24 protein-coding genes and 1 other annotated feature are annotated in these 26,161 nt (G+C 53.3%); of the genes, 11 read left to right on the forward strand and 13 right to left on the reverse strand.

The genetic code is table 11. The features are described 5' to 3' along the window. The first annotated feature begins 66 nt into the window (after nt 1–66). A complete protein-coding gene (gene ompW, locus JTI98_RS14565; protein WP_044327868.1) occupies nt 67–720 on the forward strand; it encodes an outer membrane protein OmpW in 654 nt (217 codons plus the stop codon). Nucleotides 721–794: 74 nt separating this feature from the next. Here ompW and JTI98_RS14570 read toward each other — a convergent pair whose 3' ends face one another. From JTI98_RS14570 to JTI98_RS14585, 4 genes are all read right to left on the reverse strand, one after another. Further along, nucleotides 795–1,673 (reverse strand): manganese catalase family protein, encoded by an 879-nt coding sequence (locus JTI98_RS14570; protein WP_044267184.1) that lies wholly within the window; start codon nt 1,671–1,673, stop codon nt 795–797. A 20-nt stretch (nt 1,674–1,693) separates the two neighbouring features. Beyond that, the gene (locus JTI98_RS14575; protein ID WP_043000521.1) at nt 1,694–2,200 is read right to left on the reverse strand and encodes a ferritin-like domain-containing protein; all 507 of its coding nucleotides are present in this window, start codon (nt 2,198–2,200) and stop codon (nt 1,694–1,696) included. 64 nt (nt 2,201–2,264) lie between these two features. Beyond that, nucleotides 2,265–2,765, reverse strand: a complete 501-nt coding sequence (locus JTI98_RS14580; RefSeq protein ID WP_216081419.1) for a ferritin-like domain-containing protein — start codon at nt 2,763–2,765, stop codon at nt 2,265–2,267. An 88-nt stretch (nt 2,766–2,853) separates the two neighbouring features. Beyond that, the gene (locus JTI98_RS14585; RefSeq protein ID WP_044257720.1) at nt 2,854–3,036 is read right to left on the reverse strand and encodes a general stress protein; all 183 of its coding nucleotides are present in this window, start codon (nt 3,034–3,036) and stop codon (nt 2,854–2,856) included. A gap of 581 nt (nt 3,037–3,617) precedes the next feature. Between JTI98_RS14585 and JTI98_RS14590 the strand changes: the two genes are divergently transcribed. Beyond that, nucleotides 3,618–5,081 (forward strand): GGDEF domain-containing protein, encoded by a 1,464-nt coding sequence (locus JTI98_RS14590; protein ID WP_043000524.1) that lies wholly within the window; start codon nt 3,618–3,620, stop codon nt 5,079–5,081. Between the two features lie 36 nt (nt 5,082–5,117). Here JTI98_RS14590 and trpA read toward each other — a convergent pair whose 3' ends face one another. Genes trpA through JTI98_RS14615 form a run of 5 tightly spaced genes read right to left on the reverse strand, consistent with a single transcriptional unit; the run spans nt 5,118 to nt 11,647 of the window. Beyond that, nucleotides 5,118–5,924 (reverse strand): tryptophan synthase subunit alpha, encoded by an 807-nt coding sequence (gene trpA / locus JTI98_RS14595; protein ID WP_044327870.1) that lies wholly within the window; start codon nt 5,922–5,924, stop codon nt 5,118–5,120. Beyond that, nucleotides 5,924–7,117 (reverse strand): tryptophan synthase subunit beta, encoded by a 1,194-nt coding sequence (trpB, locus tag JTI98_RS14600; protein ID WP_044257721.1) that lies wholly within the window; start codon nt 7,115–7,117, stop codon nt 5,924–5,926. Before trpB ends, trpA begins: the two co-directional genes overlap by 1 nt. Before the next feature lie 10 nt (nt 7,118–7,127). Then, nucleotides 7,128–8,486: a bifunctional indole-3-glycerol-phosphate synthase TrpC/phosphoribosylanthranilate isomerase TrpF gene (gene trpCF, locus JTI98_RS14605; RefSeq protein ID WP_044267225.1), complete on the reverse strand. Its 1,359-nt coding sequence runs from the start codon at nt 8,484–8,486 to the stop codon at nt 7,128–7,130. Nucleotides 8,487–8,489: 3 nt separating this feature from the next. Then, the gene (trpD, locus tag JTI98_RS14610) at nt 8,490–10,085 is read right to left on the reverse strand and encodes a bifunctional anthranilate synthase glutamate amidotransferase component TrpG/anthranilate phosphoribosyltransferase TrpD (RefSeq protein WP_058588135.1); all 1,596 of its coding nucleotides are present in this window, start codon (nt 10,083–10,085) and stop codon (nt 8,490–8,492) included. After that, the gene (locus tag JTI98_RS14615; protein ID WP_216081420.1) at nt 10,085–11,647 is read right to left on the reverse strand and encodes an anthranilate synthase component 1; all 1,563 of its coding nucleotides are present in this window, start codon (nt 11,645–11,647) and stop codon (nt 10,085–10,087) included. Before JTI98_RS14615 ends, trpD begins: the two co-directional genes overlap by 1 nt. 23 nt (nt 11,648–11,670) lie before the next feature. Beyond that, nucleotides 11,671–11,765: a sequence feature (Trp leader region), on the reverse strand. Nucleotides 11,766–11,923: 158 nt separating this feature from the next. On the opposite strand from JTI98_RS14615, the gene rnm reads away from it, so the two are divergent. The 3 genes from rnm (at nt 11,924) to rluB (ending at nt 14,398) form a co-directional block, all read left to right on the forward strand. Next, entirely contained in the window at nt 11,924–12,805 is an 882-nt protein-coding gene (gene rnm, locus JTI98_RS14620) for an RNase AM (RefSeq protein ID WP_043000529.1), read from the forward strand. After that, nucleotides 12,802–13,422: an L-threonylcarbamoyladenylate synthase gene (locus JTI98_RS14625; protein WP_043000530.1), complete on the forward strand. Its 621-nt coding sequence runs from the start codon at nt 12,802–12,804 to the stop codon at nt 13,420–13,422. Before rnm ends, JTI98_RS14625 begins: the two co-directional genes overlap by 4 nt. A 100-nt stretch (nt 13,423–13,522) precedes the next feature. Then, nucleotides 13,523–14,398: a 23S rRNA pseudouridine(2605) synthase RluB gene (gene rluB / locus JTI98_RS14630; protein WP_043000531.1), complete on the forward strand. Its 876-nt coding sequence runs from the start codon at nt 13,523–13,525 to the stop codon at nt 14,396–14,398. 42 nt (nt 14,399–14,440) lie between these two features. Here the strand turns inward: rluB and cobO are convergent, their stop codons facing one another. After that, nucleotides 14,441–15,031, reverse strand: a complete 591-nt coding sequence (gene cobO / locus JTI98_RS14635) for a cob(I)yrinic acid a,c-diamide adenosyltransferase (protein WP_044257724.1) — start codon at nt 15,029–15,031, stop codon at nt 14,441–14,443. Continuing rightward, complete coding sequence (locus JTI98_RS14640) at nt 15,028–15,789, reverse strand: YciK family oxidoreductase (protein ID WP_216081421.1); 762 nt, start codon at nt 15,787–15,789, stop codon at nt 15,028–15,030. Before JTI98_RS14640 ends, cobO begins: the two co-directional genes overlap by 4 nt. A gap of 214 nt (nt 15,790–16,003) precedes the next feature. Between JTI98_RS14640 and sohB the strand changes: the two genes are divergently transcribed. Further along, entirely contained in the window at nt 16,004–17,050 is a 1,047-nt protein-coding gene (gene sohB, locus JTI98_RS14645) for a protease SohB (protein WP_216081422.1), read from the forward strand. Nucleotides 17,051–17,100: 50 nt separating this feature from the next. Here the strand turns inward: sohB and JTI98_RS14650 are convergent, their stop codons facing one another. Further along, the gene (locus tag JTI98_RS14650) at nt 17,101–17,352 is read right to left on the reverse strand and encodes a YciN family protein (RefSeq protein WP_042318668.1); all 252 of its coding nucleotides are present in this window, start codon (nt 17,350–17,352) and stop codon (nt 17,101–17,103) included. Nucleotides 17,353–17,747: 395 nt separating this feature from the next. Here JTI98_RS14650 and topA point away from each other — a divergent pair, with 395 nt between their 5' ends. The 5 genes from topA (at nt 17,748) to acnA (ending at nt 25,409) form a co-directional block, all read left to right on the forward strand. Then, on the forward strand, nt 17,748–20,345 hold the full coding sequence (gene topA, locus JTI98_RS14655; RefSeq protein ID WP_043000535.1) for a type I DNA topoisomerase: 2,598 nt from the start codon (nt 17,748–17,750) through the stop codon (nt 20,343–20,345). Between the two features lie 217 nt (nt 20,346–20,562). Next, a complete protein-coding gene (gene cysB / locus JTI98_RS14660) occupies nt 20,563–21,537 on the forward strand; it encodes an HTH-type transcriptional regulator CysB (protein WP_043000536.1) in 975 nt (324 codons plus the stop codon). Between the two features lie 321 nt (nt 21,538–21,858). After that, nucleotides 21,859–21,999, forward strand: a complete 141-nt coding sequence (locus tag JTI98_RS14665) for a YmiA family putative membrane protein (protein WP_212807457.1) — start codon at nt 21,859–21,861, stop codon at nt 21,997–21,999. 305 nt (nt 22,000–22,304) lie between these two features. Next, a complete protein-coding gene (ymiC, locus tag JTI98_RS21245) occupies nt 22,305–22,400 on the forward strand; it encodes a small membrane protein YmiC (RefSeq protein ID WP_230633025.1) in 96 nt (31 codons plus the stop codon). Nucleotides 22,401–22,733: 333 nt separating this feature from the next. Continuing rightward, nucleotides 22,734–25,409: an aconitate hydratase AcnA gene (gene acnA / locus JTI98_RS14670; protein ID WP_044327772.1), complete on the forward strand. Its 2,676-nt coding sequence runs from the start codon at nt 22,734–22,736 to the stop codon at nt 25,407–25,409. A 50-nt stretch (nt 25,410–25,459) separates the two neighbouring features. On the opposite strand, the gene ribA is transcribed toward acnA, so the two are convergent. Then, nucleotides 25,460–26,050: a GTP cyclohydrolase II gene (gene ribA, locus JTI98_RS14675; protein ID WP_044257729.1), complete on the reverse strand. Its 591-nt coding sequence runs from the start codon at nt 26,048–26,050 to the stop codon at nt 25,460–25,462. Nucleotides 26,051–26,161 lie beyond the last annotated feature (111 nt).

Genomic DNA, 26,161 nt, shown 5'->3' on the forward strand with positions numbered 1-26,161 from the left:
AGATCACTTATTACTTCAATGTAGGTATATTCGTGACGCATTTATAACCATAACGATGGAGCGGATATGAAAAAATTAACAGTGGCGGCATTGGCAGTAAGTACTCTCCTCTCTGGCAGCGTTTACGCGCATGAAGCTGGTGAGTTCTTTATTCGTGCCGGTTCGGCGACAGTAAGACCGTCGGAAGGTGCAGACGGCACGTTAGGCCATTTAGGCGGCTTTAATGTCAGTAACAACACGCAGTTAGGTTTGACATTCACTTATATGGCGACCGATAACATCGGTGTTGAACTTCTGGCGGCAACGCCATTCCGCCATAAAGTAGGCACGCAGGCGACCGGTGATATCGCCACCGTTCATCACCTGCCGCCAACTCTGATGGCGCAGTGGTATTTCGGTGATTCCAGCAGCAAACTGCGTCCTTATGTTGGCGCAGGCGTTAACTACACCACCTTTTTCGACACGAAATTCAATGATGATGGTCAGAATGCAGGGCTGTCCGATCTTAGTCTGAAAGACTCGTGGGGTGTGGCAGGGCAAGTCGGTCTGGATTATCTCATCAACCGCGACTGGCTGATCAACATGTCGGTGTGGTACATGGATATTGATACCGAAGCCAAATATAAATCCAACGGCGCCGTACTGCCGGAAGGTCGTTACAACGACAACATTCGTCTCGACCCGTGGGTATTTATGTTCTCTGCCGGTTACCGTTTCTGATTGGCTTAAAAAAAGACCCCGTATTTACGGGGTCAACAGGGACATGACACACACGGTTTTATCGTTGTACTTGCTTATGCTTTGTCCTTTGGTTCGCCATCGCCCAGCTCAGCGCCGGTTAATGGGTCTGCGTTCGGATCGGACTGGGTCCTTTTCGCCATGGCTTTGACCATCGCCTGTTGCTCTTTGGTCAGTTTGACGGTCGCCAGGCCATCTCCGCCATCCACGGCAGGCTGCGGATCGGCAACATAATCGAAATAGTCATCGCTGTTCCAGCTTCCACGCGGATCGTCGCCTTGCGACATGTTGTAATACACATTCGTGTATTGCTCGACCGGCGGCAATTTGCCCGGCGGAAAATTATTCCGAATAGAGTAGAGCGCCTTTTCAAAGGAGAGCTGGTGTGCCGCTTCGCGCGTCATCAAAAATGCCAGTGCATCCTTAACACCGGGATCGTCCGTTACGTTGATCAGACGTTCGTAGATGATTTTAGCGCGTGCTTCAGCCGCGATATTGGAGCGTAAATCGGCTGTCACTTCGCCAATCGTATCGATATACGCCGCAGTCCAGGGCACACCGGCGGAGTTAGTGAGGGCCGGACCGCCGCCATACAGCAGCGAGGTGATATGGCTGTCATTCCCATTTGCCGTTAAGGATCGGTACAGTTCGGCTTCATTTTCCGTCCCCTCTGCCAATGCGCCTTTGGCCCCTTTATTCAGCATCCCGACAAGGGAGCCGATGATTTCAAGGTGACTCAGTTCTTCGGTCGCAATGTCCATCAGCATCTCTTTGCGTCCAGCATCATCATCACCCAGGCCCTGAGTGAAGTAACGACATGCCGCAGCCAGTTCGCCCTGTGGGCCGCCAAATTGCTCAAGCAAAAGATTCGCTAAACCAGGGTTAGGCTCGCTGACTCGCACCGTATATTGAAGTTGCTTAACGTGTCGAAACATTATGCCTCCTGATGTATTTGTTATTTTTTGGCTTCTACGCCGTCAGTTTCCGAGCGCAGTAAAAATTGTTCCGTCGTTTGCGGAATATGCTTAATCAGCCAGTCAGCCATTTGTTTCTCTTCATTGAGAATAGATTCAATAGCCGGAATTGAGGCGGTATCGCCTGCTTTTTGCGCCGCAGCAAGCAGGGAGGTATAGCAGGCAATTTCGAATTGTTCAAAAACATAACCGCTGATCGAACCTTTTACGATTTCATCAGATGGAAAAATACCACCAATGGATTGTCCCAGCGCCGCCATTTTACTCATGGAATCTTTAATGACAGAACGTGAGATATTATTGCGGTCGAGGATCTCTTCCAGAATCGTAATTTGATGTTTGGTTTCGCTAATATGTTGCTCAATTCTCGAGCGTAGATCAGGATAGTTATCGATACGACCCGCCATGGATTCCAGCATCGATTCGGCTTGTTTTTCCATAGCATGGGCGTCACGAAGCCAGTCATGATAATGTTCGATAGCATTCATTTGTAATGTCCTCTGGGAATGAATTAATTAAAAGCGGATATTTAATAACCAGGATAAAAATAATTCAGGATTTATTTTGCGCTTTCTGATTCACGTTGCCGATGGCTAAATCGGTCAGTTTAATATCGGTTGCTTTCTCTTCTTCCAGGGTTTCATTCAGCAGTTTCACTGCTTTGCGATAGCCCAGTTGCTCTGCGAGAGTGGCAAGAGTGCCGTAGCTGGCAATCTCATAGTGTTCAACTTTCTGTGCGGCGGCAATAAGTGCAGCGTCACGCACTTCGTTTTTCTCGGTGCTCTCAATGACCTCGTTGGCCTCTTCGATCAGACCTTCCATCGCCACGCACTTCATGCGTTTTACTTTAATACCCGCTTCGGATTCAACGATCTGATCAATACGTTCAATTTGCCCCTGTGTCTCTTCAAGGTGTGCCTGAAATGCCTGGCTTAATTTTTCACTGGAAGCGGCTCTGGCTAATTTCGATAATGCCCGAGTCAATTGTTTTTCTGCGCTGTAGGTGTCTGAAAGCAGGTGGATAAAAACATCTTCAACAGTTTTAATATTCATCTCTATTCTCCTGGGATGATACTGCGAGTCGAAAGACTCGCAGTGTTTGTAAACGATAAATCTTAAAAATTATAAAACAAAAGGATGTCTACGATTTGTCGGATTTATTTCCGCCACGGCTGTTTTGGCCGCCTTTTTTACCTGCTTCAGAAGCACGTTGCGGATCATTTTTAAAATTACCGCCGCTATGTTGGCCACCTTTACGGCCCGCTTCTGATGCTTTCTCACGATTCTCGGCGAAATTTCCAGAACCACCACGATGTTCGGCCATGTTATTTCTCCTGTTTCGTTGGTAAACATAATTGTTAATTTGTGACCAGTGTCGGTACCTTTCTAAAATTAGTCGCTATCCCGGGATAGTCAAATTGTTACGAATTTGTCACGTGGGGGAAATATAATGTGGTACAGCCATCAGAAAATAATAATGCTGCCCTTTAGAAATGAGCGACTTAACGCCTTATAATTCACTTTTCTATTAATAACGCAGGGTATCATAATGTGTGGTTATATTAATACTGTTAATGTAATTGACGTAAATTTACATTTATGTGGATGGGTTGACATTGTAAATAATCATAAGACTGTCTCTTTAAGAATATTCCTGGTCGCAGATCTGTGCTACAACCCAGAGGACGCAGGCATCAAAACCGCGCTTTCAGCCTGATGACAGGCTAACGCTGAGTGTTTGCGCACCACGTAAAGCGGCGCAGGTAGACTAAAATTATTTGTAGCGGGGCGGTTCTACTCACAAGTCGTCTGACAGAAGGGCGAGATTCTCCCGTGAGACCTGTACTGCCTTCTTAAAATCGAATAACGTAGTGTTAACTGCGTGTTGATGCTCAGGGTGCCTTAGTGAAAATCGTGCAGGACAGTTTAAGAAACAGACAGGCACTTATTATTTCAGCGCTAACCACGCTGCTATTTACATCACTTTTCTTGTTTATTATTTATGAGCAGCGACTGGCAGCAGTCAATGAAGGAATGAACCGCCTGCAAACGCGGATGCTTGATATCTTCAATGATAATGAAATGATCGCGGATGCGACCGGCGTGCGCTACCGGCAGATCAAAGCCGCCGATCAGTGTGGTGCCATGTCGCTATTTCTCCCTCGTGGTAGGGTCTGGGGAATTAACGCCGACAGGAAACGCATTCACTCCGCATCGGGCGCGATGGTGGCGCGTGAACCGACGTTGAACGCACTGTGCATGTATACCGCCGCTGAGTTTATTCGCGGTAGGGTGAATGCGCTTAACCCCGGAAATTTCGATGCTCATCGCTACGTTATTGCCGAGGATGCGAGCTATTTTTACTGGTTTACGCCGACTGACACCAAAGCGTTTAATTATCGTACGTCGCAAATGGCGCAGAATATCTCCGACTTCTTTTTACCTCCCGTCGATTTTTATACCCGCCTGTTGGAAAAGAGTGTCAAAACGAAGGCCTTAAGCTCCACGGATTTTTATAACGATAAAATCACGGATGAGAAAGCCTTTAGCGTCGTGAGTTATATTTATGACCTCTCGCGTACTGAGATTTCCGACCATATCCTTGGCTATCTGGTTTACGATCATGCGAAGCCGGAACTTCAGGAGGCATTACGCGACGCCTTTGATGGACAGGTGCCGCATGGGCTGAACGTTTCGCTGGTGAATACTTTGAATCAGCAGTCGCTTTGTCTGTGGGGGGAATGTAAAAAGCGTCCGGAAATTGCCTTCAAAGTGCTCTCTGAGAAATATGTCATTCACTACGCTATCTCGCTCAGTGGGTTTGCGATGCATGACACCCAGGCGGGGTTGCTGATCCTGATGGCGCCGTTCTTCTTTGTACTGATCATGATGGGGTTAAAATCCTGGCTAAATGAGAGCGATCTGAAAGTCTACATCGACTCGTTGACGGGCTGTTTCAACCGTAAAATTCTCGACATCATCAAGCGGCGGGATCTCTCTGACAGTTCGGTGGTGTTGGTTGATTGCAATAAATTCAAAGCAATTAACGACACCTGGGGACACGTTGCTGGGGACAGAGCGCTACAGATTATTGCCAACCGGATGTTGTCCAATACCCGCACCAGTGACGATCTGGTGATTCGCACCGGGGGAGATGAGTTCGTGATTGTGCTGTATAAGGCGAAAACGAGCGATGCGGTCGCCATCGCGGAACGTATCACCCAGCAAATCAATGAGTATCAGTTTCTCGTGAAGGAGACGCAGGTGCCGCTTTCCATCTCATGGGGCGTAGCCGAAGTGACTGAGGGCATTGATGATGCCATTCAGTATGCAGATGGCGAGATGTACAAAATGAAGCAGGCTAAATAATGGGACCGCCAGCGCGAGACTGGCGGTCTTTGGGTATTACTGACGGGTAGCGGCTTTTAATCTGCTGACGAATGATTTGAGTTCTGCGAGCATCTGATCAGGCTGCTCGACATTTTTCTCAATGATTTTGACGATCGCGGAACCGGAGATCGCGCCAGCGGCGCCGGCGTCAATGGCGGCAGACACCTGCTCCGGTGCCGAGATGCCAAAGCCCTGCAAAGCAGGCGCGGCGTTGTACTCTTTCAGTTTCTCTACCAGATGATGCAAAGGCAGCGCAGCGCGGTTTTCTGCGCCCGTCACCCCTGCGCGAGACAGCAGATAAGTATAACCCCGGCCATAAGAGGCGATCTGGCGCAGCAGATCATCATCGGCATTGGGCGGGCAGATGAAAATCGGCGCAACGTTGTGGCGCAGCGCCGCCTGACGGAATGGCGCGGACTCTTCCACCGGCACGTCGGCGACCAGAACCGAATCCACGCCGACCTCGGCACATTTGGCATAAAACGCGTCAATACCTTTGCTGAATACCAGATTCGCGTACATCAACAGACCAATGGGAATGGTCGGATGTTTTTCGCGAATGGCGGCCAGCATCTCAAAACAGCGGGTCGGCGTGACGCCAGCGGCAAACGCGCGCAGCGTGGCGCTCTGAATGGTCGGGCCATCAGCGAGCGGATCGGAGAAAGGGATCCCTAACTCCAGCGCATCTGCACCTGCCTCAATCAGGGCATCGATAATCTTCAGCGACTGTTCAACGCCAGGGTCGCCGAGGGTCACGAAGGGAACAAAGGCACCTTCCTTGCGATCGTTTAGTTGTGCAAACAAACTTTCATAGCGTTCCATCAGATTTCCCCTCGCGCTTTCAGAATATCGTGTACGGTGAAAATGTCTTTGTCCCCACGACCGGAAAGGTTAACCACCAGCAGTTGCGCTTTCTCCGGATTCTCACGCATCATTTTCAGCGCGTGGGCCAGGGCGTGTGACGACTCGAGCGCCGGGATAATGCCCTCGTGCAGACAGAGCGTTTTAAAGGCGTCCAGCGCTTCATCATCGGTGATCGACACGTAGTCGGCACGACCAATGCTGTTCAGGTACGCATGCTGTGGGCCGACGGACGGGAAATCCAGACCTGCAGAGACGGAGTAGGACTCCTCGATCTGTCCCTCATCGGTCTGCATCATTGGCGCTTTCATACCAAAATAGATCCCGACGCGACCGTGCTTCAACGGCGCACCGTGTTCACCGGTTTCAATCCCGTGACCACCCGGTTCTACACCAATCAGCCCAACGTTTGGCTCATTAATAAAATCGGCAAACATCCCGATGGCGTTGGAACCGCCGCCCACGCAGGCGATCACCGCGTCCGGCAGGCGCCCCTCTTTTTCGAGGATCTGCGCTTTGGTTTCTTCGCCGATCATGCGCTGGAATTCACGCACGATGGTCGGGAACGGGTGCGGGCCAGCAGCGGTGCCGAGCATGTAGTGCGCGGTGTCGTAGCTACCAGACCAGTCACGCAGCGCCTCGTTACAGGCGTCTTTCAGCGTGGCTGAACCGCTGTGAACCGGAATCACTTCCGCACCCATCAGACGCATACGGAAGACGTTTGGTGACTGGCGCTCAACGTCTTTCGCCCCCATGTAGATACGGCATTTCAGGCCGAGCAGGGCGCTGGCGAGCGCCGAAGCTACCCCGTGCTGGCCCGCGCCCGTTTCCGCAATAATCTCGGTTTTACCCATGCGTTTTGCCAGCAATGCCTGACCTAACACCTGGTTGGTTTTATGCGCGCCGCCGTGCAGCAGATCTTCACGTTTCAGGTACAGCGTGGTATTGGTCCCGGCGGTGATGTTCTGACATTTGGTCAACGCGGTGGGACGCCCTGCGTAGTTTTTCAACAGGTCGGTAAACTGGGCCTGAAACTCGGGATCTTTTTGCGCACTGACAAACGCGTCTTCCAGTTGACGCAGAGCAGGCATCAGAATCTGCGGCACATACATGCCACCGAATTCACCAAAATAGGGATTGAGTAATGTTGTCATGTCCTTTTCCTTAATATGCGCGCAGTGTCTGAAATACCGAGGCCAGAAGGCGTGCATCTTTGATGCCCGGCTGTGACTCTACACCTGAATTAAAATCGAGACCGGCACAGCCGGTTTTAGCCGCCTCAACGCAGTTATCCGCGCCAAGACCGCCTGCCAGCAATACGTTATCCAGCGATTGTCCTTGCAGTAACGACCAGTCAAAACGCTGACCGCTGCCGCCCTGGCCGTTATCCAGCACGTATTTGTCGACATGCTGATAATCGCGGGCCGGGAGAGTGTCACCGACGCTCAGCGCTTTCCAGATCTGTACGTTTTCAGGCAGCGCGGCGCGTAGCGCATCAACATACGCCTGATCTTCGCGGCCATGCAGCTGTACGGCTGTCAGCGAAAGCTGTGTTGCTTTTTCACAGACGTCGGCGATGTCGTGATTGCGGAATACGCCAACATACTGTAGCGGGGCGGCGGACTGCACTTCGCGGGCCTGTTCAATATTGACAAAACGAGGTGATGAAGGGACAAAAATCAGTCCACCATAGATCGCGCCAGACTCGCAGGCGGCTTTGGCATCTTCTGGACGCGTCAGGCCACAGACCTTATTCTCGCCCAGCAGAACACGGCGTACGGCGGCGTTAAGATCGTCATGCGCCATGAGTGCGGAACCAATCAGGAAACCATTGGCAAAATGGCTCAACTCGCGAACCTGAGCGTAGGTGTTGATCCCCGATTCGCTAATCACCGTCACACCCTGGCCCAGTTTCGGCGCCAGTTGGCGCGTCCGATTTAAGTCAATCGACAGGTCGCGCAGGTCGCGGTTGTTAATCCCGACCACTTTCGCGCCAAGCGCAATGGCGCGCTCCAGTTCGTCTTCATTACTGACTTCTGTCAGCACGCCCATTTTGAGGCTGTGCGCCACGGCAGAAAGCTGGCGATACTGCTCGTCGTCGAGGACCGAAAGCATCAGCAGACAGGCGTCGGCCTGATAGTGGCGCGCAAGGTAAATCTGGTAAGGGTCGATAATAAAGTCCTTACACAAAATCGGCTGCGGCGCGATGCGGCTCACGATCGGCAGGAAATCAAAACTGCCCTGGAAGTACTTCTCATCCGTCAGAACGGAAATGGCGGAGGCGTAATGTTTATACACCCCGGCAATCCGCGCCGGGTCGAAATCATCGCGGATCACGCCTTTAGACGGGGAGGCTTTCTTACACTCCAGAATAAAAGCCGTACGCGCGCCCTGTAAGGCGTCATAAAAGTGACGCGAGCTGGGCTGGACATCGTTTTGAAAACTGGCCAACGGTTGTTGCTGTTTGCGGGCTTCCACCCAAATCGCCTTGTCTGCGACGATTTTCGCTAAAACGGTTTGCATCATTTACCCTCTTGCCGCCAGAGCGGTGACTCGGTCATAAGCGGAACCACTGTGCAAGACCTCGAGAACGGTTTGCGCATTAGCCTTGAGATCTTCTTCACCATGCAGTCGCATTAACATTGCGACGTTTGCGGCAACGGCTGCCTCATGGGCGGCGTCACCTTTACCTTGTAGTAAGCGTGTCAGAATGTCACGGTTTTCTTCCGGCGTACCGCCTGCCAGTTGTTCCTGGTGGTAAGGGGTCAGGCCAAAGTCATCTGCCGTCAGCTGATAGCTTTTGATCTCGCCGTTATGTAGCTCCGCCACAATGGTCGGCGCATGCAGAGAGACTTCATCCATTCCGCCGCTGTGTACGACCGCGGCACGCTGGTAACCCAGCACGCGCAGGGTTTCGGCAATCGGCAAAACCAGTTCAGGGCTATAAACGCCAATCAGCGCCAGCGGCGGATGCGCCGGGTTAATCAGCGGCCCCAGTACGTTGAACAGCGTACGGGTCTTCAACTGCTGGCGTACCGGCATCGCATGACGGAAACCGGTGTGATATTTCGGGGCAAACAGGAAGCAAACGCCCAGTTCGTCCAGCGCCTGACGCGATCGGTCGGCATTCATATCGAGATTGATACCGAAGGCGGCCAGCAGGTCTGATGAGCCGGATTTACTGGAAACGCTGCGGTTGCCGTGTTTTGCCACCTTCAGGCCGCATGCCGCCGCGACAAATGCGCTGGCGGTAGAAATATTAATGCTGTTACTGCCGTCGCCGCCGGTGCCGACGATATCGGCGAACAGATAATCAGGGCGGGGGAACGGCGCAGCGTTTTCCAGTAAGGCGGTTGCCGCACCGGCAATCTCATTCGGATGCTCGCCGCGAATCTTCATGCTGACCAGCGCGGCAGCCAGCTGTTCCGGTTTCAGTTCACCGCGTACCACGGCGGAGAACAACTGGTGGCTTTCCTGCTGGCTCAGGGTCTGTGCCTGATACAGTCTTTCGAGGATCGGCTGCAAGGTATTGGTCGGCTCCAGCTTCTGCTGCGCCCAGGCCAGCGTCTGCTCAAGCAGACGTGCACCCTGGGTGGTCAGAATGGATTCCGGGTGGAACTGTAAGCCGCACACGCGATCGGCATCATGACGAACCGCCATCACCATGCCGTTAAAATGGGCGTTGATGGTCAGGCCGGCGGGGATATTGCTACCGATCAGAGAGTGATAGCGGGCAACCGGCAGCGGATTCGTCAGACCGGCAAACATAGCCTGTCCATCGTGTTCAATGCTGGATGCCTTACCGTGCAGGATCTCGCCGGCCTGTCCGACGTAGCCGCCGTAGGCTTCGACAATCGCCTGATGGCCCAGGCAGATACCGATAATTGGCAGCTTGCCGCGCAGACGGGTCAGCAGTTCCGGCATGCAGCCTGCTTCACTGGGTACGCCAGGGCCTGGAGACAGCACCAGAACCGGGTTCTTCATGGTGGCCAGACGCTCAATCAGAGTCTGAGCCGGAATATGGTTACGGTAAATCACCACGTTATGACCGTTGGTACGCAGCTGATCTGCCAGGTTATAGGTGAATGAGTCGATGTTGTCGAGCAGCAGAATGTCAGCCATCAGAAAGTCTCCTGTGCGTGGTGCGCGGTGGCAATGGCACGCAGGACCGCGCGCGCTTTGTTACGGGTTTCGTCGGCTTCTGACTGGGGAACAGAATCGAGCACAATACCGGCGCCCGCCTGGACGGTGGCGATACCGTCTTCCACCAGCGCGGAGCGAATCACAATGCAGGTATCCAGATCGCCGTGCGCGGTGAAGTAACCGACTGCACCGCCGTAGCTGCCGCGTCGACGGCCCTCGGCTTCGGCAATCAACTGCATTGCCCGCACTTTCGGTGCCCCGCTCAGCGTGCCCATGTTCATGCAGGCGCGGTAGGCGTGCAGGACATCGAGATCGTGGCGTAATTCGCCGACGACGCGAGAGACCAGGTGCATAACGTGAGAATAACGGTCAACTTTCGTCAGGTCTGCCACGTACCGACTGCCTGGCGTACAGATTCGGGCGAGATCGTTACGCGCCAGGTCAACCAGCATCAGATGCTCGGAAAGCTCTTTATGGTCGGTGCGCATCTCCAGTTCAATACGGCTGTCGAGGTCGCGATCTAACGTTCCGTCGGCGTGACGACCACGAGGACGCGTACCGGCAATCGGGTAAATTTCAATCTGGCGGCTGGTGGCATCGTATTTCAGTGAACTTTCCGGCGACGCACCAAACAAGGTGAAATCGTTGTCCTGCATAAAGAACATGTACGGGCTAGGGTTGCTCTTCTTCAGCACGTAATAGGCCGCCAGCGGTGACGGGCAGGGCAGTGAGAAGCGGCGGGACGGGACCACCTGAAAAATTTCCCCGGCGCGGATCGCTTTCTGCATTGAGCGAACGACCGCGCCAAATTCTTCATCGCTCTGATTACATTCACAGCGCATTTGTGGCACGGAAACGACCGGCAACGGCGGCGCAGGTTCCGTCAGCTGCTGGCTCAGACGCGCCAGACGTGCGGTGAGACGCTGTTTTTCCGCGTCATTGTCGCTGAACAGGCTGGCCTGAATGCGGGAGCTTTGTTTCTGGTGGTCGATCACCACAAGCGTTTCCGCCAGATAGAAACAGTAATCCGGGCAGCGGTTGCCAGCCTCAAGCTGTGGTAAATCTTCAAAACCGGCAACCAGGTCGTACGCAAACAGACCGCCAAAGAACATCGCTTCGCGCTCTTGCGCCGGGACGTTCACCAGTCCCTGCAGCAGGCGGAAGGCGTCAAAGACCGAGAGTGCGCACAGGCGTGCATCTTCGTCTAATAATGGGCTGACTGGCGGGAAACGCAGCACGCGACCTGCGTCCTGGCGTTCATTTTCAACGCCTGCGGGCAGGGCGGCATCGAGCAATGTCAACAGTGCGGCGCCATTGTCAGTTAAGGCCTGAATAGTGACAGTGTCACCGGTAGCGGTGATGCGTAGCGCGCTATCCACCAGTAACAGGCTTTTAAGGTCGTCTTTGCTGTCGATATCCGCAGATTCCAGCAGCAGCGTTGCCGGACGATTGCCGCAAACCTGGTGGAACAATTCCGTCGGGTTTTTGCGATAGGCGGCATCGCAGGTAATGAGTTCAAGTGTCGGTTTTGATGTCTGCATGGTTATTCTCATTAATTTTGTTCAAAAAAAAGCCCGCGCTGTTGGCGGGCCGGGTATCTGGTGGCGATCTACACGCGAAATACACTGCCCGAAATCAGGAAGTGCGCCACCCACCGTGCAGAACAAACGTTGCTTTCATTTCGATACCCTTTTGCTTGTGAACTTTCGTACTAGTTAACTAGTTCGATAGGTTATTGTCAACACCTGATTTCAGTAAATTTGCCGGAACCGTTATGATGCGCAGGAAAGACTATTTTTGAGAGACGGGAGTTCGCCTTGAGCGACACGAATTATGCAGTGATTTATGACCTGCACAGTCACACCACAGCATCCGATGGCCGGCTGACGCCAGAAGCGCTAGTCCACCGCGCCGTCGAGATGCGTGTAGGCACGCTGGCGATTACCGACCATGACACCACAGCCGCGATCCCCGCGGCAAGCGAAGAAATTTCACGTTCTGGCCTTGAGCTGACTTTGATCCCTGGCGTTGAGATCTCCACGGTCTGGGAAAACCACGAAATCCATATTGTGGGTCTGAACATTGATATTGAAAATCCGGCGATGTGCGCGTTTCTGGCGCAACAGACGGAACGCCGACAGCAGCGGGCACGGCTCATCGCTGACCGCCTGGAAAAAGCGCACATCACCGGCGCATGGGAAGGGGCATTGCGCCTGGCCGATGGCGGCGCGGTGACCCGTGGCCATTTCGCCCGTTATCTGGTGGAGTGTGGTAAAGCGACCACCATGGCGGATGTGTTTAAAAAGTATCTCGCGCGCGGGAAAACAGGATACGTTCCGCCACAGTGGTGTACAATAGAACAAGCTATTGATGTCATTCATCATTCTGGCGGTAAGGCGGTACTGGCCCATCCTGGGCGGTATGATCTTAGCGCTAAGTGGCTGAAAAGGCTGGTGGCGTATTTTGCGCAACATCGTGGTGATGCGATGGAAGTCGCGCAGTGCCAACAGTCCCCGAATGAGCGCACGCAACTGGCTACGCTCGCCCGCCAGCATCAGCTATGGGCATCGCAAGGATCTGATTTTCATCAACCTTGCCCGTGGATCGAGTTGGGTCGCAAGCTCTGGCTGCCGGCAGGCGTTGAAGGCGTCTGGCAGACGTGGGAGCAGCCACAGAACACCACAGTGAGGGAAGTATGAGCCAGTTTTTTTATATTCATCCTGATAACCCACAGCAGCGCCTGATCAACCAGGCGGTTGAGATTGTGCGTAAGGGCGGGGTGATTGTGTATCCAACCGACTCCGGCTACGCGCTCGGTTGTAAAATTGAAGACAAAGGCGCGATGGAACGGATTTGCCGTATTCGCCAGTTGCCGGATGGACATAACTTCACCCTGATGTGTCGCGATCTGTCCGAACTGTCGACCTATTCGTTTGTCGACAACGTGGCTTTTCGCCTGATCAAGAACAATACGCCGGGCAACTACACCTTCATCCTTAAGGGGACGAAAGAGGTACCGCGTCGGTTGTTGCAGGAAAAACGTAAGACCATTGGTCTGCGCGTGCCGTCGAACCCAATCGCGCTCGAACTATTGCAGACGCTGGGCGAGCCGATGCTCTCTACCTCGCTGATGCTGCCAGGCAGTGATTTTACCGAGTCCGATCCGGAAGAAATTAAAGATCGACTGGAAAAGCAGGTGGACCTGATTATTCATGGCGGTTATCTGGGCCAGCAACCCACAACGGTGATTGATTTAACCGATGATTCTCCGGTTGTCTTGCGTGAAGGCGTCGGAGACGTTAAACCTTTCTTATAAGGACGCAACTCTGTATACTACGCGGCCTTAAAATGGCGCTGAGAAGCGCCGTTGATTCTCCTGTTCGACGCCTGTGAAGGCGACAGCTAAAGGAAGCTCTATGAGCGAAAAGTTACAGAAAGTGCTGGCGCGCGCTGGCCACGGCTCCCGTCGTGAAATTGAATCCATCATTGCAGCAGGTCGCGTCAGTGTAGACGGCAAAATTGCCACGCTGGGCGATCGCGTTGAAGTGACTCCCGGCCTGAAAATTCGTATCGACGGTCACCTGATTTCGGTGAAAGAGTCGGCGGAACAAATTTGTCGCGTTCTGGCCTATTACAAGCCGGAAGGTGAACTGTGCACGCGTAACGACCCGGAAGGTCGTCCTACGGTGTTTGATCGCTTACCGAAACTGCGCGGTGCTCGCTGGATTGCTGTAGGGCGTCTGGACGTCAATACCTGCGGTCTGCTGCTGTTCACTACCGATGGTGAACTGGCAAACCGCCTGATGCATCCGAGCCGTGAAGTTGAACGTGAATACGCGGTGCGCGTCTTTGGCCAGGTTGACGATGCTAAACTGCGCGATCTGAGCCGTGGCGTGCAGCTGGAAGACGGTCCGGCGGCGTTCAAGACCATCAAGTTCAGCGGTGGTGAAGGGATCAACCAGTGGTACAACGTCACCCTGACCGAAGGGCGCAACCGTGAAGTGCGTCGGCTGTGGGAAGCCGTTGGCGTGCAGGTAAGTCGTCTGATTCGCGTACGCTACGGTGATATTCCGCTGCCGAAAGGTCTGCCGCGCGGCGGCTGGACGGAACTGGATCTCGCCCAGACCAACTATCTGCGTGAGCTGGTGGAACTGGAGCCGGAAACCACCTCGAAAGTGGCGGTAGAGAAAGATCGTCGCCGCATGAAGGCAAATCAGATTCGCCGTGCCGTGAAGCGTCACAGCCAGGTGAGCGGCGGTCGCCGTGCAGGCGGTCGTAATAACAACGGTTAATCCGCTATCCCGTAATTGCTAAAAGGCCCCAAGGGGCCTTTTTTAATAGTCAATCCCCATCTGGGCTTTGACCCCTGCCTCAAAGGCATGTTTGACCGGTCGCAGTTCACTGACGGTATCGGCCAGTTCGAGAATATCCCGATGGCAGCCGCGACCGGTGATGATCACCGTCTGGTGAGACGGGCGCGCATTCAGCGCGTTAATCACCTCTTCAAGCGGCAGATAGTCGTATGCCACCATATAAGTCAGTTCGTCCAGCACCACCATATCCAGTTGCGGATCGGCAAGCATGCGTTTGCCGTGATCCCATACAGCCAGACAGGCTGCGGTGTCAGCTTCGCGGTTTTGCGTCTCCCAGGTAAACCCGGTCGCCATCACCTGAAATTCAACGCCGTGCGGCTCCAGCAGGTTACGCTCGCCGTTGGGCCATGTCCCCTTGATAAACTGCACCACGCCGACTTTTTTACCGTGTCCCACTGCGCGAGTGGCGGTGCCGAAGGCGGCGGTGGTTTTTCCTTTCCCGTTGCCGGTGAAGACAATCACGATGCCGCGTTCGTCCTGGGCCTGGGCTACCCGGGCGTCAACCCGGTCCTTCACGCGCTGCTGGCGTTGTTGATAGCGTTCTTCACTCATTGGGCGATTCCTGGTTTGCGGCCCGGTTGGGCGTCGAAGGTCATACCGGTCTTGCGGCGGCTGTCGTCGCCCATTAGCCGCAGGTACAGCGGCATAATATCGGCGGGTGTTTTGAGTTTTTGCGGATCTTCCGTTGGAAAGGCGTTGGCGCGCATCCCGGTACGGGTGCCGCCCGGATTGATGCAATTTACGCGCAGCGGACGGTTTTGGTACTCATCTGCTAGCACCTGCATCATGCCTTCGGTAGCAAATTTAGAGGCCGCGTAGGCGCCCCAGTTAGCACGACCCTGCTGGCCCACGCTGGAGGAGGTGAAGACTAACGATCCGGAATCTGACTTAAGTAATAAAGGAAGCAATGCCTGGGTCAGCATAAACGTTGCATTGACATTGACCTGCATAACCTGTTGCCAGACCTGCGGGTCCTGCTCGATCATCGGACAGACGTCACCCAGTAAACCAGCATTGTGTAAGACGCCGTCCAGTCGTGGATACTGTCCGCCGATGCGCTGCGCCAGTTGATGACAGTCATCAGCGGTGCAGGTTAACAGATCGAGTGTAAACCACTGCGGCTGGCGGTCCGTTTGCTGGGTAATGCTGTCGGCGACGTGGCGCAATTTTTCATCATTACGGCCGAGCAAAATGACGTTGGCGCCGTAGCGAGCGTAGGTCAGGGCCGCTTCACGGCCAATGCCGTCGCTGGCGCCGGTCACCAGAATAATGCGATCCTGCAGGAGGTCTTGTTTCGGTTGATAATGCATGGGGACTCCTCGGCGACATGCCTGGTCGCTCTGCTTCTCGTTGGTGTGTCGGGTTTATGCCTGAAACAGGACTCAATTTCAATCAGCCAACGGCGATAACGCCCTAAAATGAACACTTTGTCATACTTTTATCCATCCGCATATCCCGCGAGACGACGCATTACACCTGTTGTACACTGAGCCGACGCTAAGTTGTTTAACCAAGGTGGGACGTGTGGAATTGTTGTCTGAATATGGCTTGTTTTTAGCAAAAATCGTGACCGTTGTGCTGGCTATCGCGGCGATTGCCACCATTATCGTGAATGTTGCCCAACGTAAGCGCCAGCGTGGCGAACTGCGGGTTACCAACCTCAGCGAACAATATAAAGAAATGAAGGATGAACTGGCGATGGCGCTTCTCGATAGCCATCAACAGAAACTCTGGCATAAAGCGCAAAAGAAAAAGCATAAGCAGGAAGTGAAAGCCGCCAAAGTAAAAGCCAAACGGGGCGACAGCGACACGTCGGATAAACCGCGCGTCTGGGTGCTGGATTTCAAAGGCAGTATGGATGCCCACGAGGTCAGTTCACTGCGTGAAGAGGTGACGGCCGTACTGGCGGTGGTGAAACCGCAGGACCAGGTGGTGGTGCGTCTGGAAAGCCCTGGGGGCGTTGTGCACGGCTACGGCCTTGCCGCATCACAACTGCAACGCTTACGCGATAAAAAGATCCCGTTGACCGTGACCGTGGATAAAGTCGCGGCGAGTGGCGGTTACATGATGGCCTGTGTGGCGGACAAAATTGTCTCCGCACCCTTCGCGATTCTCGGTTCGATTGGCGTGGTTGCGCAGATCCCCAACTTCAACCGTTTCCTGAAAGGCAAGGATATCGATATCGAGTTGCATACCGCCGGACAGTACAAACGGACGTTGACGCTGCTGGGTGAGAACACCGAAGAAGGGCGGCAGAAGTTTCGTGAGGATTTAAACGAAACCCATCACCTGTTTAAAGATTTTGTCCATCGTATGCGTCCGACTCTGGACATTGAACAGGTTGCGACGGGTGAACACTGGTACGGACAGCAGGCGCTGGAGAAAGGGCTCATTGATGAGATAAATACCAGCGACGAGGTGATCCTTGGGCTGATGGAAGGACGAGAGGTGCTGAACGTTCGCTATCTGCAACGGAAGAAACTGGTCGATCGGGTGACAGGCAGTGCCGCGGAAAGTGCCGATCGGCTGCTCCTGCGCTGGTGGCAGCGCGGACAAAAACCGTTGATGTAGGAGACGGTATTAATGAAAAACGCGGGGCTCTCAGGCCTCGCGTTTTTGCTTTAATCAATCAGGTGATACTTTTCAGAAAGTACATGCGCCAGATGTTTAAACATATTGAACACGGCAGTGCTCTTTGGCGTGGGTAAACCTTGCTCGTCTAAAAAGTAATCCCCACTGAAGACCAACACCCCATTTCGCTGGGTCACACCGGTGGCAACAATGCCCGCCAGCGTATCTTCATGCTCACGAATGATTTTGTTGGCTTCAATCAACAGCGTTTCGCGATCGATAGGTTGTGTCTCTTTGCGCATTTTTTACTCCTTAAACAAGGGCATTAGTCTACGCCGACCGACTCTTTTGGGCAAATATTCCCTCAGTGTGTACAAGGGGTTGTCAACCTTTGCTGACTGGCAGGATTTAGTTTTGCATGCTAATAAAGTTGCGTAACGAATTTTATCAGGTACAGTGTGACGCTTTCGTCAACCAGGCAACAGATTTGCTTGACATTCGACCGAAATTCCGTCGTGCTATAGCGCCTCTGTGCGAAAAAACCTGTCAACTCAGTCACCTGGCTATTTAGTGTACAGAGTCAGTACAAGGGGTTGATATCCGCAGACGCAGGGACCATATCCGTGGCTCGTCGCCAGTGGATGGTGTATCAACGTGCGACGCATTCCTGGAAGAATCAATTTAGGTAAAGGTGAATATGGGTAAAGCTCTTGTCATCGTTGAGTCCCCGGCAAAAGCCAAAACGATCAACAAGTATCTGGGTAATGACTACGTGGTTAAGTCCAGCGTCGGTCATATCCGTGACTTGCCGACCAGTGGCTCAGCAGCTAAAAAGAGCGCCGACTCTACCTCCACCAAAACGGCTAAAAAGCCCAAAAAGGATGAACGTGGCGCGCTCGTCAACCGTATGGGCGTTGACCCGTGGCACAACTGGGATGCGCACTATGAAGTGCTGCCCGGTAAAGAGAAGGTCGTCTCTGAACTGAAACAACTGGCTGAAAAGGCCGACCACATCTATCTCGCAACCGACCTTGACCGCGAAGGGGAAGCCATTGCATGGCACCTGCGGGAAGTGATCGGGGGTGATGACACGCGTTATAGTCGCGTGGTGTTTAACGAAATTACCAAGAATGCGATTCGTCAGGCGTTTGAAAAGCCGGGCGAACTGAACATTGACCGGGTTAACGCTCAGCAGGCACGTCGCTTTATGGATCGCGTGGTGGGCTATATGGTCTCGCCGCTGTTGTGGAAAAAGATTGCTCGCGGTCTGTCAGCCGGTCGCGTTCAGTCCGTGGCGGTGCGTCTGGTCGTTGAGCGTGAGCGCGAGATTAAAGCGTTTGTACCGGAAGAGTTCTGGGAAATTGATGCCAATACCACCACGCCTTCCGGCGATGCGCTGCCTTTGCAGGTGACCCATCAGAACGACAAGCCGTTTCGTCCGGAAAACCGTGAGCAGACGCTTGCGGCGGTAAGCCTGCTGGAGAAAGCGCGCTACAGCGTTCTGGAACGTGAAGACAAGCCGACCAGCAGCAAGCCGGGCGCGCCGTTTATCACCTCCACGCTGCAACAGGCGGCCAGCACGCGTCTCGGTTTTGGCGTGAAAAAGACCATGATGATGGCGCAGCGTTTGTACGAAGCGGGCTACATCACCTATATGCGTACCGACTCGACCAACCTGAGTCAGGATGCCGTGAATATGGTGCGCGGTTACATCGGCGACAATTTCGGCAAGAAATATCTGCCGGAAAGTCCGAATCAGTACGCCAGCAAAGAAAATTCGCAGGAAGCCCACGAAGCGATTCGTCCTTCCGACGTCTCCGTGCTGGCGGAAACGCTGAAGGATATGGAAGCCGACGCGCAAAAACTGTATCAGCTGATCTGGCGTCAGTTTGTCGCCTGTCAGATGACCCCGGCGCAGTACGATTCCACCACCCTAACCGTGGGTGCGGGTGATTTTCGTCTGAAGGCGCGCGGTCGTATTCTGCGCTTCGACGGCTGGACGAAAGTGATGCCCGCGTTGCGTAAAGGTGATGAAGACCGGACGCTGCCGGCGGTGAATAAAGGTGATGCGCTGTCTCTGGTTGAACTGATCCCGGCTCAACACTTCACCAAGCCACCGGCGCGCTTCAGCGAAGCCTCGCTAGTGAAAGAGCTGGAAAAACGCGGAATTGGCCGTCCGTCGACCTATGCGTCGATCATTTCGACCATTCAGGATCGTGGCTACGTGCGGGTGGAAAACCGTCGCTTCTATGCGGAAAAAATGGGTGAGATTGTCACCGATCGTCTGGAAGAGAATTTCCGCGAGCTGATGAACTACGATTTCACCGCGCAGATGGAAAACAGCCTCGACCAGGTCGCGAATCACGAAATCGAATGGAAAGGCGTGCTCGACAACTTCTTCAGTGATTTTACTCAGCAACTCGACAAAGCGGAGAAAGATCCGGAAGAGGGCGGGATGCGTCCGAACCAGATGGTGTTGACCAGCATCGACTGCCCCACCTGCGGACGCAAAATGGGAATTCGCACCGCCAGTACTGGCGTGTTCCTTGGCTGCTCGGGTTATGCGTTGTCGCCGAAAGAGCGCTGCAAAACCACCATTAACCTGGTGCCGGAAAACGAAGTCCTGAACGTGCTGGAAGGTGATGACGCGGAAACCAACGCCCTGCGCGCCAAACGTCGTTGTCAGAAGTGCGGTACGGCGATGGACAGCTACCTGATCGATCCGAAGCGCAAGCTGCATGTTTGTGGTAATAACCCGACCTGCGACGGCTACGAGATCGAAGAAGGCGAATTCCGTATCAAAGGGTATGACGGTCCGATCGTCGAGTGCGAAAAATGTGGCTCTGAGATGCACCTGAAGATGGGGCGTTTCGGTAAGTACATGGCATGCACTAACGACGAGTGTAAAAACACCCGTAAGATCCTGCGTAACGGTGAAGTTGCACCGCCGAAAGAAGATCCGGTTCCGCTGCCCGAGTTGCCGTGTGAAAAATCGGATGCGTATTTCGTGCTGCGTGATGGCGCTGCCGGGGTCTTCCTGGCCGCCAATACTTTCCCGAAATCCCGTGAGACGCGCGCACCGCTGGTGGAAGAGTTATACCGCTTCCGCGATCGTCTGCCAGAAAAACTGCGTTATCTGGCCGATGCGCCGCAACAGGATCCGGAAGGCAATAAAACGCTGGTGCGTTTTAGCCGTAAGACCAAACAGCAGTATGTTGCCGCTGAAAAAGACGGGAAAGCGACCGGCTGGTCTGCCTTCTTTGTTGATGGCAAATGGGTCGAAGGCAAGAAGTAACCGCCCACGGTGCAGTTGTGCTGAAGAGGGTCGCGTAAGCGGCCCTTTTTTTTGTTTTTATAGCGGACTTATTATTTTTTACTCACCGCTATACAGCCTGTTTATTAATGATATAGTGGTTATAGTTAACGGCTTTTTTATTATTAAATCGTATTAGCAGCGCATCACTGCCTGCTCTGAAACGATGACCTGATGGCGCTAATCTGGATGGTTTAACATGAAATTACAGCAGCTTCGCTACATTGTTGAGGTGGTGAATCACAACCTTAACGTCTCCTCCACCGCGGAAGGCCTTTATACCTCGCAACCGGGTATCAGTAAGCAGGTTCGCATGCTGGAAGACGAACTTGGCATCCAGATCTTTGCCCGTAGCGGTAAGCATCTGACTCAGGTGACGCCGGCAGGTCAGGAGATTATCCGCATTGCGCGCGAAGTGCTCTCCAAAGTGGATGCGATAAAGTCCGTTGCCGGTGAGCATACCTGGCCGGATAAAGGCTCTCTCTATATTGCGACGACGCATACCCAGGCGCGTTATGCGCTACCGAATGTGATTAAAGGCTTTATCGAGCGCTATCCGCGTGTGTCGTTGCATATGCACCAGGGGTCACCCACACAGATCGCTGAAGCGGTTTCAAAAGGAAATGCCGACTTTGCCATTGCCACGGAAGCGCTGCATCTGTATGACGATCTGGTCATGTTGCCATGCTATCACTGGAATCGTTCGATTGTGGTGACGCCTGAGCATCCGCTGGCCAATAAAGGGTCGGTGACCATTGAAGAACTGGCACAGTATCCACTGGTGACGTACACCTTTGGCTTTACGGGGCGCTCTGAACTGGATACCGCGTTTAACCGCGCAGGTTTGACGCCACGTATCGTCTTTACGGCGACTGACGCCGATGTGATCAAAACCTACGTGCGTTTAGGCTTAGGAGTGGGGGTGATTGCCAGCATGGCCGTCGATCCGCTGTCCGACCCGGATCTGGTTCGCGTGGACGCCCACGACGTCTTCAGCCACAGCACGACAAAGATCGGTTTTCGTCGCAGCACGTTCCTGCGCAGTTACATGTATGATTTCATTCAACGTTTCGCCCCGCATTTGACGCGTGACGTGGTGGATACCGCCGTGGCGTTGCGCTCGAACGAAGAAATAGAAGAGATGTTTAAAGATATCAAACTACCTGAAAAGTAATCGTCACAGAAAACGGTCGGTATCTTTTGTTGGCAGGAGATACCGAAAGTTTTAATTAAATCGCCATTGGTTTTATTAAGGCTGGCGTAATAATAATGTCCACATGATGATTATGGATAATCGACCGTAAAGTAGTGTCTTATTCCCCGCCTCGCAAATTTCCCTTTTCAAATATTTATTTTCGATCAAAAGATTGATTTATTCACTGGAAACGATTCGTAAATTCACTGGATTTTTGACTAAAGTTTCATTAGGATTTGTCTCATCTGATGATTAATTGTACCGATTGTTGGTGCTTAAATGATAAGTGATGCCGATTGTATGAGGTTAGCAATGCCGTCTGAAAATCAGGAGCCACGTCGGGACCCTGAGATGAAACGCAAAGCCTGGCTTGCGGTTTTCCTGGGCTCAGCGCTGTTTTGGGTTGTGATCGCACTGTTGATCTGGAATGCCTGGGGGTAAAAATGGAGATTCACGACCCACAACAGACGTCGTTACCTACATGTCACTCTGGTGACACCGTACGAGAAACGAAAAAAGGCGCGTGCGTGAAAACTGTTCCCAAATCCTGGAAGCTGACTCAGCAACAGCAAAAGTTTATTGAGTTATTCGACGAAGACGATCAACAGAAACAATAATCGTCACCATTCTTATTACCGTTTCTTTTGTACCGATAAATTATCACGGTGCGCTTTTACCTATACACCGCAGCAATAAAGCGTTGAGAAAGTCTCAACACAATGTATTAAACAAAACGGGTATAGCCGATGATGTCTGCAAATATGAAATACTGGTCCTGGATGGGCGCATTTTCCGTCTCTCTGCTCTTTTGGGCTGAACTGTTCTGGATCGTGATGAATTAATCTCAACCCTTCCGCCTGATGGCGCTACGCTTAGCAGGCTCATATGTGGCCTGAGCAACACATTGATATCGAAAAGTCTGTAGAACAGGTAAGCCTTAGCCGCCACCCGACATAAACACAAATCTACAGGTTGCCAGCAATCTGAAACCTCGCTACGGCGAGGTTTTCTTCCCTCTCATACACGCGCTCGCCCTCACTTGTATCTTCGCCGTTCGGTTTTTCCTCTTTTATCAATTTGGGTTGTTATCAAAACGTTACATTCTGTTTGTGTTATCTTTAATATTCACCCTGAGGAGAATCAGGGCATCGCAACCCTGTCATTAAGGAGGAGCTATGTCGTCAACCCTACGAGAAGCCAGTAAGGACACACTGCAGGCCAAAGACAAAACCTACCACTATTACAGTCTGCCGCTGGCTGCGAAATCTTTGGGCGATCTCACCCGTCTGCCCAAATCACTGAAAGTCTTACTGGAAAACCTGCTGCGCTGGCAGGACGGCGATTCGGTTACCCAGGACGATATCCAGGCGCTGGCAGGGTGGCTAAAAAATGCCCATGCCGATCGCGAAATTGCCTACCGTCCAGCACGCGTACTGATGCAGGACTTTACCGGCGTCCCGGCGGTGGTGGACCTCGCCGCAATGCGCGAAGCGGTAAAACGCCTGGGCGGCGATACGGCGAAAGTGAATCCTCTCTCGCCAGTGGATCTGGTGATCGACCACTCCGTCACCGTTGACCATTTTGGCGATGACGATGCATTCGAAGAGAACGTGCGCCTTGAAATGGAACGTAACCATGAGCGCTATGTGTTTCTGAAATGGGGCCAACAGGCCTTCAGTCGCTTCAGCGTCGTGCCGCCGGGAACCGGTATTTGCCACCAGGTTAACCTGGAATATCTTGGCAAAGCGGTGTGGAGCGAATTGCAGGACGGTGAATGGGTGGCTTATCCGGACACGCTGGTCGGCACAGATTCACACACCACCATGATTAACGGTCTGGGTGTTCTGGGCTGGGGCGTGGGTGGTATCGAGGCTGAAGCGGCAATGTTGGGGCAACCTGTCTCAATGTTGATCCCGGATGTGGTGGGTTTCAAACTGACCGGAAAACTGCGTGAGGGGATCACTGCAACGGATCTCGTGTTAACCGTCACCCAGATGCTGCGTAAGCACGGTGTAGTCGGCAAATTTGTCGAATTTTATGGCGACGGGCTGGATTCCTTACCGCTGGCTGACCGGGCCACCATCGCCAATATGTCGCCGGAATATGGTGCGACCTGTGGTTTCTTTCCGATCGACGGTGTGACGCTGGACTATATGCGGTTGAGCGGACGCAGTGAAGACCAAATCGAACTGGTGGAGAAATACGCGAAGGCGCAGGGTATGTGGCGCAACGCCGGTGATGAACCGATCTTCACCAGTACCCTGGCGCTGGATATGAATGATGTCGAGGCAAGCCTCGCCGGGCCGAAACGTCCGCAGGATCGCGTCGCACTCGGCGATGTGCCGAAAGCCTTTGCCGCCAGCAGCGAACTGGAACTGAACACTGCGCAGAAAGACCGTCGGCCGGTAGAGTATGTGCTAAACGGACAGTCATATCAGCTTCCTGACGGAGCGGTGGTCATCTCGGCCATTACCTCCTGTACCAACACCTCTAACCCCAGCGTGCTAATGGCGGCTGGTTTGCTGGCGAAAAAAGCCGTTACGCTGGGACTGAAGCGTCAGCCGTGGGTGAAAGCGTCGCTGGCGCCAGGGTCGAAAGTGGTGTCAGATTATCTGGCAAAGGCGAAACTGACACCGTATCTCGATGAACTGGGCTTTAACCTGGTGGGATATGGCTGTACGACCTGTATCGGTAACTCTGGACCGCTGCCGGAGCCTATCGAAACCGCGATTAAGAAGGGTGATCTGACCGTAGGCGCGGTGCTGTCAGGCAACCGTAACTTTGAAGGTCGTATTCACCCGCTGGTGAAAACCAACTGGCTGGCGTCACCGCCGCTTGTCGTTGCCTACGCGCTCGCGGGCAATATGAACATTAACCTGGAGAAAGATCCGCTCGGCCACGATCGCAAAGGCGATCCGGTCTATCTGAAAGATATCTGGCCGTCGGCGCAGGAAATTGCCCGCGCCGTCGATCTGGTCTCTTCAGAAATGTTCCGCAAAGAATATGCGGAAGTGTTCGAAGGGACGCCTGAGTGGAAAGCGATCAATGTTGACCGCTCAGACACTTACGGCTGGCAAAACGACTCGACCTACATTCGCCTGTCGCCGTTCTTTGACGAGATGCAGGCGCAGCCATCGCCGGTGACCGATATTCACGGCGCGCGCATTCTGGCGATGTTGGGGGATTCGGTGACCACTGACCACATTTCTCCGGCCGGGAGTATTAAAGCTGACAGTCCTGCAGGGCGCTATCTGCAAAACCACGGCGTGGAGCGCAAAGACTTCAACTCCTACGGTTCGCGACGCGGTAACCACGAAGTGATGATGCGCGGGACCTTCGCTAACATCCGTATTCGCAACGAAATGGTGCCGGGTGTGGAAGGCGGCATGACGCGACATCTGCCTGGCACCGAGGTGTTGTCTATCTATGATGCGGCTATGCAGTATCAGCAGGAGAACATCCCGCTGGCGGTGATTGCTGGTAAAGAGTATGGGTCGGGTTCCAGTCGTGACTGGGCGGCGAAAGGGCCGCGATTGCTGGGAATTCGTGTCGTCATTGCGGAGTCGTTCGAACGTATCCACCGCTCCAACCTGATTGGGATGGGGATCCTGCCTCTGGAGTTCCCACAGGGTGTTACGCGCAAAACGCTGGGGCTGACCGGGGAAGAGACTATCGATATTGCCGATCTGCAACAACTGAAACCTGGCGCGACGGTGCCGGTGACGTTAACCCGGACCGACGGGAACAAAGAGGTGGTGCAGTGCCGTTGCCGCATCGATACCGCGACCGAGTTAACTTACTACCAGAACGATGGCATTTTACATTACGTGATTCGTAACATGCTGAAGTAAGTCGTAAAAAAGCCTGCATGACACGATGCAGGCTTTTTTTAACGCATGGCTTATTTACTCAACAAGTGACCCATCTTGGCCGCTTTGGTATCCAGATAATGTTCATTATTGGGATTACGGCCCACAATCAGCGGGACCCGCTCCACGATATTGATCCCCGCTTCAGTGAGAATCTCAACTTTCTTCGGGTTATTGGTGAGCAGACGTACTTCGTCAACGCCCAGCAGCTTGAACATATCCGCGCAGAGGGTGAAATCGCGCTCATCCGCGGCAAACCCTAACTGGTGATTGGCCTCTACGGTGTCGTAGCCCTGGTCCTGCAATGCGTAGGCGCGAATCTTATTGAGCAGGCCGATGTTACGTCCTTCCTGACGATGATAAAGCAGAATACCGCGTCCTTCTTCCGCGATATGCGTCAGGGCGGCTTCCAGTTGAAAACCACAGTCGCAGCGCAGGCTGAACAAGGCATCGCCCGTCAGACATTCTGAATGGACACGGGCCAGAACCGGCGTCTGACCTGAAATATCACCATATACTAACGCGACGTGATCGTGTCCGGTTGCCAGTTCTTCAAATCCCACCATCAGGAAATCGCCCCATGGGGTTGGCAGTTTGGCTTCTGCCACTCGTTTAAGCTGCATGTGTTTCTCCAGATAATGCCGGCACGCGATGTTGTGCCGTTGCCTGTTGGCTTATCTTCTTATTTTGCCATAAGGCGACGGACTTCACCTAATCGCCGCCGCGCAATCATC

Origin of the sequence: Citrobacter sp. MGH 55, from assembly GCF_016906145.1 — a bacterium.
Classification (GTDB): domain Bacteria; phylum Pseudomonadota; class Gammaproteobacteria; order Enterobacterales; family Enterobacteriaceae; genus Citrobacter_A; species Citrobacter_A amalonaticus.